Annotated in this window: 8 protein-coding genes; 2 read left to right on the forward strand and 6 right to left on the reverse strand. The window is 70.9% G+C overall.

The window, feature by feature from the left end; genetic code table 11:
* Positions 1-30 precede the first annotated feature (30 nt).
* Both GAA2_RS17330 and GAA2_RS17335 read right to left on the reverse strand, forming a co-directional pair.
* Positions 31-3,441: an ATP-dependent helicase gene (locus tag GAA2_RS17330; protein WP_024498910.1), complete on the reverse strand. Its 3,411-nt coding sequence runs from the start codon at positions 3,439-3,441 to the stop codon at positions 31-33.
* Positions 3,434-6,841, reverse strand: a complete 3,408-nt coding sequence (locus GAA2_RS17335; RefSeq protein WP_096274406.1) for an ATP-dependent helicase — start codon at positions 6,839-6,841, stop codon at positions 3,434-3,436. The genes GAA2_RS17330 and GAA2_RS17335 overlap by 8 nt, the downstream gene beginning before the upstream one ends.
* Positions 6,842-6,940: 99 nt before the next feature.
* On the opposite strand from GAA2_RS17335, the gene GAA2_RS17340 reads away from it, so the two are divergent.
* Positions 6,941-7,729, forward strand: coding sequence for an alpha/beta fold hydrolase (locus GAA2_RS17340; protein WP_096274408.1), 789 nt, complete (start codon positions 6,941-6,943; stop codon positions 7,727-7,729).
* A 12-nt stretch (positions 7,730-7,741) separates the two neighbouring features.
* A complete protein-coding gene (locus GAA2_RS17345; RefSeq protein WP_096274410.1) occupies positions 7,742-8,041 on the forward strand; it encodes an MGMT family protein in 300 nt (99 codons plus the stop codon).
* Positions 8,042-8,045: 4 nt separating this feature from the next.
* On the opposite strand, the gene GAA2_RS17350 is transcribed toward GAA2_RS17345, so the two are convergent.
* The 4 genes from GAA2_RS17350 to nirB are packed head-to-tail and all read right to left on the reverse strand — an operon-like array spanning position 8,046 to position 13,007.
* The gene (locus GAA2_RS17350) at positions 8,046-8,777 is read right to left on the reverse strand and encodes a sirohydrochlorin chelatase (RefSeq protein ID WP_096274994.1); all 732 of its coding nucleotides are present in this window, start codon (positions 8,775-8,777) and stop codon (positions 8,046-8,048) included.
* A gap of 20 nt (positions 8,778-8,797) precedes the next feature.
* Positions 8,798-10,003, reverse strand: a complete 1,206-nt coding sequence (locus tag GAA2_RS17355; RefSeq protein ID WP_394855150.1) for a uroporphyrinogen-III synthase — start codon at positions 10,001-10,003, stop codon at positions 8,798-8,800.
* On the reverse strand, positions 10,000-10,428 hold the full coding sequence (locus GAA2_RS17360) for a nitrite reductase (NAD(P)H) small subunit (RefSeq protein WP_006437393.1): 429 nt from the start codon (positions 10,426-10,428) through the stop codon (positions 10,000-10,002). Before GAA2_RS17360 ends, GAA2_RS17355 begins: the two co-directional genes overlap by 4 nt.
* A complete protein-coding gene (nirB, locus tag GAA2_RS17365) occupies positions 10,425-13,007 on the reverse strand; it encodes a nitrite reductase large subunit NirB (RefSeq protein ID WP_096274412.1) in 2,583 nt (860 codons plus the stop codon). Before nirB ends, GAA2_RS17360 begins: the two co-directional genes overlap by 4 nt.
* Positions 13,008-13,049 lie beyond the last annotated feature (42 nt).

Raw genomic sequence — 13,049 nt, forward strand, 5'->3', positions numbered from 1 at the left:
GAAATGTAACCCACGGAGGGGCGCGATAGCTCATTTGGCGAGCTTGGCGGCGATGGTTGCCTCGTCGGGCAGGTCGTCGGCCTCCAGGGTGTGTCCGTCACGCACGTAGTGGAACGCCGCGTGCACCTTCTCCACCGGGACACCGGCGAGCTGCGCCCAGGCGATCCGATACGCGGCCAACTGGATGAACAGCGACTCCCGTCTCGCCGGTTCGGGTACGACGCCGGTCTTCCAGTCCACGACCGTCCACGAGCCGTCCTTCTCGGCGAAGACCGCGTCGATCCGGCCGCGCACGACGATGCCGCCGATCACCGTCTCGAACGGCACCTCCACCTCGGTGGGGCTGCGATTGGCCCAGCGCGAGGCGAGGAATGCGTCACGAAGGGCGTCGAGGTCGGCGTCGGGACTCGCTGTTGCGTCGGCGGCACCGGGCAGTTCGTCGATGTCGAGCAGCCGGGTGGCGCCGAACCAGCGTTCCACCCAGGCGTGGAATGCGGTGCCGCGCCGTGCCATCGGGTTGGGCCGGAAGGGAGTCGGACGCCGGAGCCGACGGGCGAACTCGGCCTCGTCGGCGTCCAGTTCGACGAGCTGACTGACCGAGAGGTGCGTCGGCAACGTCACCTCGACGAGCGCCTGGTTGGCCTGATGATGTTCGGCCAGAAGTGCCGCCACCTCGGCCTCCCAGGCCGCGACCTCGACCTCCGGATCCGGTGGCATCGGCAGGGTCTCCGGATCGGCCGAGGTGGCGGGGGTCTCGAACAGCGCGGGCGCCTCGCGGTCCGCGATGGCCGCCAGGACGAGGTCGGCGGCCGCCTGCACCGCATCGCGGCGCCCGGCGAGCGGGTCGCGCGGCCAGGGCTGCGCGACAACGCGTTCGGCGAGCGGGTTGGTCGCGTCCTCTGCGGGCGGCGGCGTGCGGACCGCGATGGACAGACCGGTGGAGTCGACGGCCGGGTCGGTGACCGCCTCGTCGACGGCAACCATCAGCTCGTCGAAGAAATCCGAACCGCCGCGCGGCTTGTCACCGGTCTCCGACCAGTGGTGGGCCGAGATCAGCAGATCGTGCCGGGCACGGGTGAGGGCGACGTAGAGCAGGCGCCGGTCTTCCTCGAGGCGTCGTTCGCCGATCGCCGCCTTGTGATCGGACAGGGCGTCCTCGAGCTGTTTGCGGTCGCCGACCGTGTCGATCTTCAGCAGCGGAAAGCCCTCGGGCGCACCGTCGGCCGACTCGGCGGGGATCGCGAGGTCACCGCGCAGGTCGGCGGGGAGTTCGCGCGCGCTGCCGAGCCAGGTGGTGTCGGCCTTGGCACTGGGGAAGATGCCCCTCGCCAGGTGGGGGACGGCCACGACATCCCACTCCAGGCCCTTGGCCGCGTGCACGGTGAGGATCTGCACGCGCTGTTCGGCAACCTCGATCCGGCCCGGTTCGAGGCCTTTCTCGATGGACTCGGCGGCGTCGAGGAACGCCAGCAGCCCAGGCAGATTGGCGCCGGGACGGTCGGCGTAGTGACTCACGTAGTCGGCGAACGCGTCGAGATGTTCGCGGCCGGTGATCGCACCGCGCATGCGCCGTGCGCGGATCTGTGCTTCCACGCCGACGCCGATGGTGTTCTCCACGTCGGCGACGAGTTCGGGCAGTGGCTGTCCGATGCGGCGCCGAAGTGATTCCAGTTGGGCGCCGAACGCCCGGATGCGGGCGTATCCCTCGGGGCTGTAGTCGCCGGGGTCACCGGGATCGATCACGGCGTCGGCGATTCCGGCCCGGTCGACGATCTCGGTGGGCAGCACCGCGTCGAGCGCGGCGTCGAGTTCTTCCCGGCTGGTGACGACCCCACCCGCTTCGGCGTAACTCTCGGCGGCCAGGGTCGTGGCCCGGCGCCAGAGTGCCGCAAGGTCTTTGGCCCCCAACCGCCAGCGGGCACCGGTGAGGAGCCGCATCACCGCGGTGCCGGCCATCGGGTCGGCCATCACGCGCAGGGTCGCGACGATGTCCTCGATCTCCGGGACGTGCAGCAGTCCGCCGATGCCGACGACCTCGGTGGGGATGCCGCGGCTCTCCAGCTCGGCGGCCAGCGGTGCGGAATCCTCGTTGCGCCGCACCAGGATCGCCGTGGTCGGCGGTGCCTCGCCGGCGGTCTCGGCCGCCCGGTAGCGCGTCTCGATCTCGTCGGCGATCCAGTTCCGTTCGTCGATGACCGTCTCGGTGAGAGCGAGGGTCGCGGTGCCGCGCGGGGCGTCGGGCCGGGGCCGCAGGATGGAGACCGGGATGCCGCGGCGGCGGAGTTCCTCGGAGATCTGGTTGGCCAGGCGAAGGCCCTGGGCGGCATTGCGCCAGCTGGTGAGGAGTTCGCGGCGCTCGGCGGGCGTGCCGTCGGGGCGCGGGAAGTCCCGGGCGAACCGCGGCAGATTCGCCGCGGAGGCGCCGCGCCACCCGTAGATCGACTGGATCGGATCGCCGACCGCGGTGACGGCGACGGCATCGCGCGACGGATCGTGGCCGCCGAACAGGGTCGAGAGCAGCACGCGCTGCGAGTGCCCGGTGTCCTGGTACTCGTCGAGGAGGACCGCCCGGAACGCCGTGCGCTCGGCGGCCACGACCTCCGGATTGGACACGACGAGCCGTGCGGCGAGCGACATCTGGCTGCCGAAGTCCAGTGCGGACTGAACCCGCATCGTCTCGCCGAGGGCGATGACCATCGGGATCAGTTCGCGCCGTTCGTCGATCACCTCCTGGACCTTCAGCAGCGCCTGCGTCGGCTTGTCGCGTTGCTTCGGCCCCTTCGGCAGGGTGTCGATGAGCTCGTACAGCTTCGAGCCCGCCTCGGCGAGATCGTCGATGTCGACGAGATGTTCGGACATCTCGCCGTACAGCTTGAGGACGGATTCGGTGACGGAGGCCGGAACCTTCTTGGTGTTCAGTTCCCCCGGCCACGACGACACGAGCGAGAACGCGAGCTGCCAGAGTTCGGTCTCGGTGAGCAGCGTCGACGACGGTTCGACGGGCAGGAGCAGGCCGTAGTCGGCGATCAGCCGGCCGGCGTACGCGTGATAGGTGCTGACCTCCGGGTCCGCACCGCGCAGGCGCGCGGCCAGCGAGCCGTCCGGGTCCCAGGTCCGCAATGCCGGTGCACCCGACAGCATCGACAGCCGGCGGCGGATGCGCGCACCGAGTTCACTGGCGGCCTTGCGGGTGAATGTGAGTCCCAGGATCTCGTCGGGCGCCACCACCTGGTTGGCGACGAGCCACACCACGCGCGACGCCATCGTCTCGGTCTTGCCCGCACCGGCACCGGCGACGACGAGCATCGGTTCGACCGGCGCCTCGATCACCGCGACCTGTTCCGGGGTCGGGTCCGGGAGGCCGAGCGCCGCAGCCAGCGACTTCGCGCCGATCATCGCCCGGCCGGTCGCGAGTCCACCGGTCTGGGTTCCGCTAGTCATCGGTCACCGCCTTTCCGGGGATCTTCGCGGGGCAGCTGGTCGAGAGGTTGCAGTGCACGCAGCCCGGGTTGGGCGTCGCGGTGAAGGTCGGGCCGATGCTGGCCCGAGCGGCCCGGCGCACGACGCCGATCCACTCGTCGAGCAGCTCCGGCGTCAGCGGTGACTGAACGCGTTCGGCCGCACCGGAATTACGGTTCGCGGTGGACACGTACACCAGACGCGCCCCGCCGGGTGCGACATCGCCGAACTGCGGCACTCCCCCGTGGGCCAGCGCGACCTGGTAGGCGGCCATCTGGGCGTGTTCGTCGGCGTCGGCCTTGGTGATCGGGGTCTTCGACGTCTTGACGTCGACCACCACCGGGCGGCCGGCCGAATCGGTCTCGAGGCGGTCGACCCGGCCGCGCAGCCGCACGTCGGGGGCGTCCTCCTCGCCGGGTTCGCCGGTGGGACCACCGGGAATGGTCGCGTCGACGGGCAATTCGACGCCCACCTCGTCGAGGTCGGCCCGCGAGATCCGCAGCCAGTCGCGGAAATGGCCGAGCATGTTCTCGGCACGCTCGAGTTCCCGCGCCGAATACCAGCCCGCACCCGTGTCGACCCGGTCCCAGATCCCGCGTAGCGCCGCGGTCACCTCGGCCGGATCCAGCTGTCCCGCGACGGCCTGCACCAGCGTGTGCACCAGGCTGCCGGTGAGCGCCGGTGTCCCGTCGCCGTCTCGGCCGCCGTTGCGTTCCAGCACCCAGCGCAACGAACAGCGGTTCAGCGCTTCGACATTCGACGGCGACAGCACGACTGGTCCGTTGTCCGGTGTCCACAGCGGCGCGTCGGTGCTGGGTGCGGCGAGCCCGAACCAGTCGCGCGGATGGGCACCCGGGATGTCGGAGTCGGCGAGCACGGCGAGCAGGCGGGCGGCCGCGCGCGTCCGCTCATCCGGTTCGGGTTCGTGCGCACCGGCCATCACCACCGACCGCAGCGTGGCGACCAGCGACGGCAGCGACAGCACGCGGTCGACGCCCGGGTCGAGCTGGAGTTCGGCCTGCGGCGCCTCCTCGTCGGGATCGTCCACGAGGTCGGCCAGTTCGGTGAGAAAGCGAGACGGCGAGGCGTCGCCGCTGCCGTCCTCCACGGCCGTCACCAGCAGCCTGCTGCGCGCACGCGTGCACGCGACCAGGAACAGCCGCCGCTCGTCGGCCAGGGCCGTGGCGCCACGGGCGACGGTGTCGACCGCGCCGGCGTCCATACCGTCGAGGATGTCGACCAGCGCGCCGGTGGAGAGCACGCCGCCCCGGCTGCGCAGCGACGGCCACAGACCGTCCTGGACACCGGCCACCGCGACGACCTCCCACTCCCGGCCCACCGCGGCGTGCGCGGACAGTACGGTCACCGATTCGGTTGCCGCTGTGGCGGTTCGGCTGTCGCGCGGGATCTGCAGCTGAGAGAGGTAGTGGACGAACCCGGCCGGTCCGGCGGCGGGCAGCGTGTCGGCGAAGTTGGCGGCCGCCTCGAACATCGCCATCACCGCGTCGAGGTCGCGGTCGGCCTGCTCCCCGGCCGGACCGCCGCGGACCGCCGACGCCGCCCAGCGCCGCTCCAGACCGGTGGCCTGCCATGCGGCCCACAGCGTCTCCTCGACGCCACGGCCGGCATCGTGGGCCCGCTGTCCGGCCGCCACGACGTCGAGCACTCGTGCCAGTGGGGCGGCCTCGGTCTCGGTGAGGGCGCGCCGGTACCGTGCGCCGAGTTCGGGGTCGAGGAGGGCGCGGGTGAGCGAGGTCAGCGACTCCGGTTGTGCCGTCGGGTCGCTCTTCTCGTCGAGGCGTCGGATGCCGCGCCGCAGACGCCGCATCGCGCCGGGATCGGCGGCACCGACCGGACCCGACAGCAGTGTCAGGGTGTCCTCGGTGGTGAACAGCTCGAACTCCGGGATCGCCTCACCACGTGCCGTCGGGTCCTCGCGCCGGGCGGCCACCACCCGCAGCACCAGCATCAGCGCGATCACCGCGCGCTGCCGGTGCAGCGGCAGATCGCTCGCCGGTGTCGTGACCGGGACACCGGCCGACCGGAACGCGCGTCGGAGCGGCGGCAACGCCAGCGACACCGACCGCACGATCACCGCCATCTGCGACCACGGGACGCCGTCGAACAGATGCGCCCGCCGGAGCAGATCGGCGATCGCGGTGGCCTCCTTGGCCGTCGAACCGTAGACGCGTACCGCGGCGACGTCGCGCGGCACGTCGGCATCACCCTCGGGCCGTACCGGCTCCGGATACGCATGCGGGCGCGCCCCGGGGAGCCGGGCGGCGATCGCACGCCCCAGGCGAGCGAGGTCGGGGTGGGAGCGGAAGTCGTGTTCGAGGACGATGTCACGGTCGGAGCCCGGGTCGGCGAGCTCGTCGGCGAAACGCGGACTGGCTCCGCGGAAACCGAAGACCGACTGATCGGTGTCGGCCGCGATGATCGTCGAGGTGGTGCCGGTGCCGACCAGCCGGATCAGCTGTGCTGCCTGGGGATCCAGATGCTGCGCATCGTCGACGAGAAGGTGGCGGATGCGGCGGCGTTCACCGCTCAGCAGTTCCGGGTCGGTGGCGAAGGCCGACAACGCCGAACCGATCAGCTCGGCCGCGTCGACGGCCGGCGCCGATGCACCGGGGGTCTCGAGTCCGACTGCGCCGCGCAGCAGCATGTTCTGCTCGTACTGGGCGTAGGCGCGGGCCGCGGCGGTCCACTCGGGGCGTTTGTGTTCACGGCCAAGCGCCGCGAGTTCCTCCGGTCCGACGCCGCGTTCGGCGGCCCGCATCATCAGGTCACGCAGGGCCTGCGCGAAACCGTCCGTTCCCAGGGCCGGCCGTAGATGCGCGGGCCAGTAGTGCGCCCCGTCCTCGATGTCGCCGGCGAGCAGCTCACGGAGCACGACGTCCTGCTCCGACCCGGTGATGAGCCGCGGGGGCGGGTTGCCGTGTGCGCTCGCCTGCAGGCGCAGGATCGCGAAGGCATAGGAGTGCACGGTGCGGACGAGGGGTTCGCGGAGCGCACCGCCCAGCACGCGCCGCCCGGCGGCGTTGGCCGAGAGCACGCGCCGGGTGATCTCCTCGCGCAGCGCAACCGCCGCACGACGACTCGACGCCAGGACGAGCACCGATTCCGGATCTGTCGCGGGGTCGAGCAGGCGCGCGACGGCGGCGTCGACGATCAGTGCCGTCTTGCCGCTGCCGGGTCCGCCGTGGACCCGGATCGGCCGCCAGGCCTGCTGTTCCGCGCTGCCCGGATTGCTCGCGGCCGGGTCGATGACCTGCGCGATCACCGGCGGCCACGTCCGGGGACGGTCCGCCACCTCGGGAGCCGCGACGAGTCGTGCGCGCAGGGCGCTGCGTGGCGCCGTGGTGCCCGGTTTCCGACTCATGGGCTCCATCGAATCATGTGCCACCGACGCCCCCGTCGGCCCCGAGGTGTCACGCGGGTGGGTCGGGCTCCGGCCCCGCGCATACGGCAGGATGGACGGGTGACAGCTCTCAACACGTATGTCTTCGGCGGCGGCTCGGCGGAGAGCACCCCGACGGTTCTCGCGATCCACGGGCTCACCGGCCACGGTCGCCGCTGGGAGCCCCTGGCCCGGCACCTGGGTGGCGTCCGCATCGTCGCACCCGATCTCATCGGCCACGGTCGCTCACCGTGGCGTCCGCCGTGGAGCATCGAGCACCACGTACGTGCACTGTCGGCGGTCCTCGACGAACACGTCCCCGACGGTCGTCCGATCGTCGTCGCGGGTCACTCGTTCGGCGGTGCGCTCGCCCTGCACCTGGCGAATCGCCGACCCGATGCGGTCAAGGGGCTCGTCCTCCTCGATCCCGCGCAGGGCCTCGACCCCGAGTTCGCGCTCGAGGTCGCCACCGACAGTCTGGACAACTGGGACTACGCGAACGTCGACGCCGCGCGCGCTGCCAAGAAGTCCGAGGGCTGGGCGGATGTTCCCGACGACATCATGGAGGCCGAGCTCACCGAGCACCTGATCCCCCGCCCGCACGGCCAGGTGGGCTGGCGGGTCAGCGCCCCGGCGGCCGCCGCGTCGTGGAGTGAAATGGCCAGGCCCGCAGTACTTCCGCCACCGGGCGTGCCGACGCACATCGTCGTCGCCGACCAGGTGCAGCCGCCGTTCGTCCGACCCGCGTTCCTGGAGGCCTGCGCGAGCGAACGCGGTGGCGACGTCACGGTGCACCACGCCGACTGCGCGCACATGGTGCCGTTCCTCGAACCGGAACTGACCGCGACCCTGATCCGCTCACTGCTCTGAGGGCCTGCGCCGATGGCTGCGATCACCGAGGAGCAGGTGGAGACCGTCCGCGCGCTGGTCGCGGCCATCCCGGTCGGGCAGGTGAGCACCTACGGCGACCTCGCCGGCGCGGCCGGACTGTCCAGCGCGCGGATCGTCGGCTGGATCATGCGCACCGACACCGCCGACCTGCCGTGGCACCGGGTCGTTCCCGCGAGCGGTCGTCCCGCACCGCATCTCGCCACACGTCAGCTGGAACGACTTGCCGCGGAGGGCGTTCCGATCGACGACGGACGGATCCGGTTGCGCGAGTGCCGGTGGGAGATCCCCTGACCCGTCAGACCGGGGTGCGCCGATACGGGCTGATCGCCGCACGCATGCGCGTGACGATGAGGTCGACGATCCGCGGGTCGGGGCCGAGAGGTGCGGCCACCGCGTCGGCGCCGTAGGTCTCCAGACGCTGGTGGAAGAGTCCCGGCGCGAGCAGGTAGCTCGCGATCACCACGCGGCGACCCGTGCGGCGCGCACATGCGACCGCCTCCGGCACCGACGGCTGCGCAGTGGCGATGAATCCGACCTCCACTCGCCCACCGATCAGCGATTCCAGTTGCCGCGCAGCCAGATACACCTGTCCGCAGGCACCGGAGTCCGACGATCCGGCGGCCGCGAGGACCACCGCGTCGCCCGGCTCCCAACCGGCCTCGGCCAGCCGCAGGCGGGCCACCGCCGCGATCGACGGGTCCGGGCCGAGCGCGCGGGTCACCACGGTGTCGGACCGGCCCGCCAGCGCGACGTGTTCGGGGATGTCCTTGCGGACGTGGTAACCCGACGCCAGAAAGGCCGGCACCAGCACGGCCGGACGGTCGAGGTCGGCGATCACCTCGCTGGGCGTGGGTCCGAGTACGTCGACGAACGCGGTGCGGGTCACACCGATCCGCGCGCTGACGGCCTCGGCGATCTCGGCGATGACGTTGACGCCGTGCGGATTACGGGTGCCATGGGCGACCAGCACCGGACTGACGTCGCGCAGGCGGTCGCCGTGCGGGAGCCGTACGTGATTGTCTCGCATGTGTCCTCCCCAGGATGTGGTCATTCGTCTTCGGCGTCGTACTCGAGGTCGACGGCCAGGCGGTAACCGCGTTTCACGACGGTCTGGACCATCTTCGAATCCCCCAGTGCCGCACGGAGTCGCGCGACCGCGACCTCGACGGCGTGGGTGTCGGAGCTGTCGCCGGGCAGCACGGCGAGCATCTCCTGCCGGGACACCACCCGACCGGGATTGCGCGCGAGCAGTTTCAGGAGCAGCAGGCCCGTCGCCGACAGGTCTTTCAGTTCGCCGTCGACGACGACGGCCTGCCCGCGGATCGCGGTGTCGTGTCCGGCGACACGCAGCACGTGGGTGCGGCGCGGGAGTTCGTCGGTGATCAGGCGCGCGAGCGCACCGAGCCGGAACCGGCGCGGATACGTCGTCGGGATCTGCAGCGCCTCCAGTGGACTGGCCGTCACCGAGCCCACACACATCACCGGCACCGCGGTACGCAGCGCGTGGACGAACTGCTGCAGCTTCCCGAGTTCCTTGGCGCGGGTCAGGATCGACGCCGCGGCCGGCGCACTGGTGAAGGTGATCGCGTCGAGGTCGCCGCGCAGCACCGAGGCGATCATCTTGTCGATGCGCGCCACATCCGGATGCATGTTCCAGCGGTAGACCGGGATCGGTACGACCTCGGCCCCTGCGGCGCGCAGGACGGTGCAGAAGTCCGGCAGCGGTTCCCACTCGCTGGTCGCGCCGTGGAGCTGCACGGCGATCCGCACACCTTCGACGCCCTCGGCGAGCAGGTGATCGAGCACCTCCGAGGAGGATTCGCTCTCCGGCGACCACTCCTCGCGCAGTCCCGCGGCGCGGATCGCTCCCTTTGCCTTGGGGCCGCGCGCGATCAACCGGCTCTTCGACAGCGAATGCAGCACGTCCTCGGCCCTGCCCCAGCCGTCGGCCGCCTCGATCCAGCCCCGGAACCCGATACCGGTGGTGGCGACCATGATCTGCGGCGGCGAGACGATGATCTCCTCGGTCACCCGCTCGAGTTCGGTGTCGTCGACCAGTGGCAGGATGCGGATGGTCGGCGCCTGCACGACCCGCGCACCTCGTCGTTCCAGCAGCGCGGCGAACTCCTCGGCCCGGCGGGCGGCGGTGATACCGATGGTGAATCCGGTCAGTGGCAAGGGGTCGGCGGGCAACGGGTCGGCGGGCAACGGGTCGTTGTCGGTCGAGTCACCGGGATGATTGATGGCGTTCACGCGGGAAAGAACACCTCGACGGTCCGCTCGACGACGCGTACTCCGTAGCTCGGCACGGAGACGGACTCGTCGTCCAGGCAGACACCGGTCCGCAGCGCGAACACCTGCTTACCGAGCGGCGAGGCCACCGTCGGCTCGCCGGCGCGGTCACCGGTGAGTCCGCGCGAGAGCACCGCGGCGCGGCCGAACGGGTCGATGTTGCCGATCGCGTACAGGCGGGAGCGGCCGGGTGCCGCCTCCCGGTCGGTCTCGGCGGCGAGCAGCCGGAACAACGCGGCCTGCTCTCCGCGAGGACCGAGCACCGCGACCCCGCGTCCGACGATCAGGTCGTCGATCGAACAGGCCCTCACCCAGGTTCCCTCGACCGCGCCGGACCCGTCGACAGCGAAGGAACTCCGTCCGGTCTCGTCTGGTGCGATGGTCATGTCGGCACTCCTTCCTTCACCGGCGCCGCGTCCACGACCGATCCGGTGTTCACATCCGCCCCCGGACGTACCTGCGGCATGTCGAGCAGCACCGGCACCTTACGTTCGTACTCCGCGAACCGGATGGTCGGGTCGACCACGTCGGGTGCGTTCACGAACGACACGAACCGCCTCAGCTTGTCCTCGTCGCCGAGCACCGCTGCCCATTCGTCCTGGTATCCGGCGACGTGCCGGGCCATCGCGTCCTCCAGTTCGGCGGCGAGTCCCAGGCTGTCGTCGCAGACCACCGCCTTGAGATGGTCCAGACCGCCCTCCAGAGACTCCAGCCACGGGGCTGTGCGCTGCAGTCGGTCGGCGGTACGGATGTAGAACATGAGGTACCGATCAATGTAAGCGACCAGGGTGTCGTCATCCACTCCGCCGGCCAGCAGCTGCGCATGCTTGGGGCTCTGGCCCCCGTTGCCGCCGACGTAGAGGTTCCAGCCGTGCTCGGTGGCGATCACGCCGACGTCCTTGCCGCGGGCCTCCGCGCACTCGCGGGCACATCCCGAGACCCCGAACTTGATCTTGTGCGGCGACCGCAGGCCCCGGTATCGCTTCTCCAGGAAGACCGCCATGCCGACCGAGTCCTGGACGCCGTACCGGCACCAGGTGGAGCCGACGCAGCTCTTCACCGTGCGCAGGCTCTTGCCGTAGGCGTGGCCGGACTCCATCCCGGCCTCGACGAGGCGTCGCCAGATCTCGGGCAGCTGGTCGACGCGGGCGCCGAACAGATCGATGCGCTGACCGCCGGTGATCTTGGTGTACAGGCCGTAGTCGCGGGCGATCTCGCCGATCACGATGAGCTGCTCGGGCGTGACCTCACCTCCCGGCATGCGCGGCACCACCGAGTACGACCCGTTCTTCTGCATGTTCGCGAGGAAGTGGTCGTTGGTGTCCTGCAGTGCGGCCTGTTCGCCGTCGAGGATGTGCTCGCTCGACGTGGAGGCGAGGATCGAGGCGACGGTCGGCTTGCAGATCTCGCAGCCCTGCCCGGTGCCGTAGCGGTCGATGAGCTCGGAGAAGGTCCGGATGCCGGTGACCGCGACGATCTCGAACAACTCGGCGCGAGACTGGGAGAAGTGGTCGCACAGCGACTTGCTGAGCTCGACGCCCGACGCGGAGAGCAACTGCTTGATGCTCGGCAGGCAACCGCCGCAGGTGGTGCCGGCCGAGGTGCAGCCCTTGATCGCCGCGATGTCGCAGGCCCCCTCGGCGATCGCCGAGCAGATCGCCCCCTTCGACACCCCGTTGCAGGAGCAGATCTCGGCGTCGTCGGGCAGCGCGTCCATACCGACGCCGGTGCCGCCCTCCGGCGCGATCAGAGCCGCCGGGTCGCCGGGGATCTCCCGGCCCACCATCGGCTTGAGCAGGGCGTAGGCCGAGGCGTCGCCGACCAGGATGCCGCCGAGCAGGGTCTTCGCGTCGTCGCTGACGACGATCTTGGCGTAGCGGCCCGCCACCGCGTCGTGGTAGGTGATCTCGAGGGCGTTCTCGGTGGTCGCGAACGCATCGCCGAAGCTCGCGACGTCGACGCCGAGAAGCTTCAGCTTCGTCGACATGTCGGCGCCGGGGAAGGTCGACGAGCCGCCGAGCAGGCGGTCCGCGACGACTTCGGCGGTCGAGTAGCCGGGAGCGACGAGCCCGTAGCAGCGCCCCTCGACCGCGGCGACCTCGCCGATGGCGAAGATGTTCTCGTCGTCGGTGACGCAATCGGTGTCGACGAGCACACCGCCGCGCTCGGCGACCGCGAGGCCGGCGTCGCGGGCGAGCTGATCGCGGGGCCGGACGCCGGCCGAGAAGACGACCAGCGAGGCGTCGATCAGCGACTCGTCCGAGAGCGTGACGCGCAGCCCGCCGTTCTCGGCGTCGGCGATCTCGGAGGTGCCGACCCCGGTGTGGACCTCGAGACCGAGGTCGGTGACGAGGTTCTCCAGGATCGCCCCGCCGCCGGCGTCGACCTGCATCGGCATGAGCCGCGGCGCGAACTCGACCACATGCGGTTTGAGACCCATCAGCCTGAGCGCGTTGGCCGCCTCGAGTCCGAGCAGGCCACCGCCGACGACGACGCCCGTGGCCCCCGGGCCGGCCGCGTCGGCGGCCGCCCGGATGTCGTCGAGATCGTCGAGCGTGCGGTAGACGAAGCACCTGGGGTTGTCGTGACCCGGGACCGGCGGTACGAAGGCGTAGGAACCCGTCGCGAGCACGAGTGCGTCGTAGGCGATCTCGCGTCCCGACGACGTGACGACGCGGCGTTGCGGCCGGTCGATCGCGGTGACGGCCTCACCCAGATGGGTGACGACGAGATCGTCACCGTCGTAGGTGTTGCCGTCCAGTGCCAGCGAATCCCGCTGCCATGCGCCGACGTAGGAGGACAGACCCACGCGGTCGTAGGCCGGTTCGGTCTCCTCACAGACGATCTCGACGCGCCACCGGTTGTCGGTGTCACGCTGCCGCATCTCCTGCACGAAACGGTGTCCGACCATGCCGTGACCCACCACGACGACGGTGCTGCAACCCGTGTTGGTCTCGCTGCTCATTGTCTACTCCCTGTGCCTTGCCTGGTGGTCGAGTTGCGCCGC

This window comes from Gordonia ajococcus (genome assembly GCF_012974285.1).
In the GTDB taxonomy this organism is placed as follows: domain Bacteria; phylum Actinomycetota; class Actinomycetes; order Mycobacteriales; family Mycobacteriaceae; genus Gordonia; species Gordonia amicalis.

Excerpts from the sequence above, each read along its gene's own strand:
- GAA2_RS17330 (WP_024498910.1), bottom strand. The coding sequence starts at position 3,441 with ATGACTAGCGGAACCCAGACCGGTGGACTCGCGACCGGCCGGGCGATG.
- GAA2_RS17335 (WP_096274406.1), bottom strand. The coding sequence starts at position 6,841 with ATGAGTCGGAAACCGGGCACCACGGCGCCACGCAGCGCCCTGCGCGCA.
- GAA2_RS17345 (WP_096274410.1), top strand. The coding sequence starts at position 7,742 with ATGGCTGCGATCACCGAGGAGCAGGTGGAGACCGTCCGCGCGCTGGTC.
- GAA2_RS17350 (WP_096274994.1), bottom strand. The coding sequence starts at position 8,777 with ATGCGAGACAATCACGTACGGCTCCCGCACGGCGACCGCCTGCGCGAC.
- GAA2_RS17360 (WP_006437393.1), bottom strand. The coding sequence starts at position 10,428 with ATGACCATCGCACCAGACGAGACCGGACGGAGTTCCTTCGCTGTCGAC.
- nirB (WP_096274412.1), bottom strand. The coding sequence starts at position 13,007 with ATGAGCAGCGAGACCAACACGGGTTGCAGCACCGTCGTCGTGGTGGGT.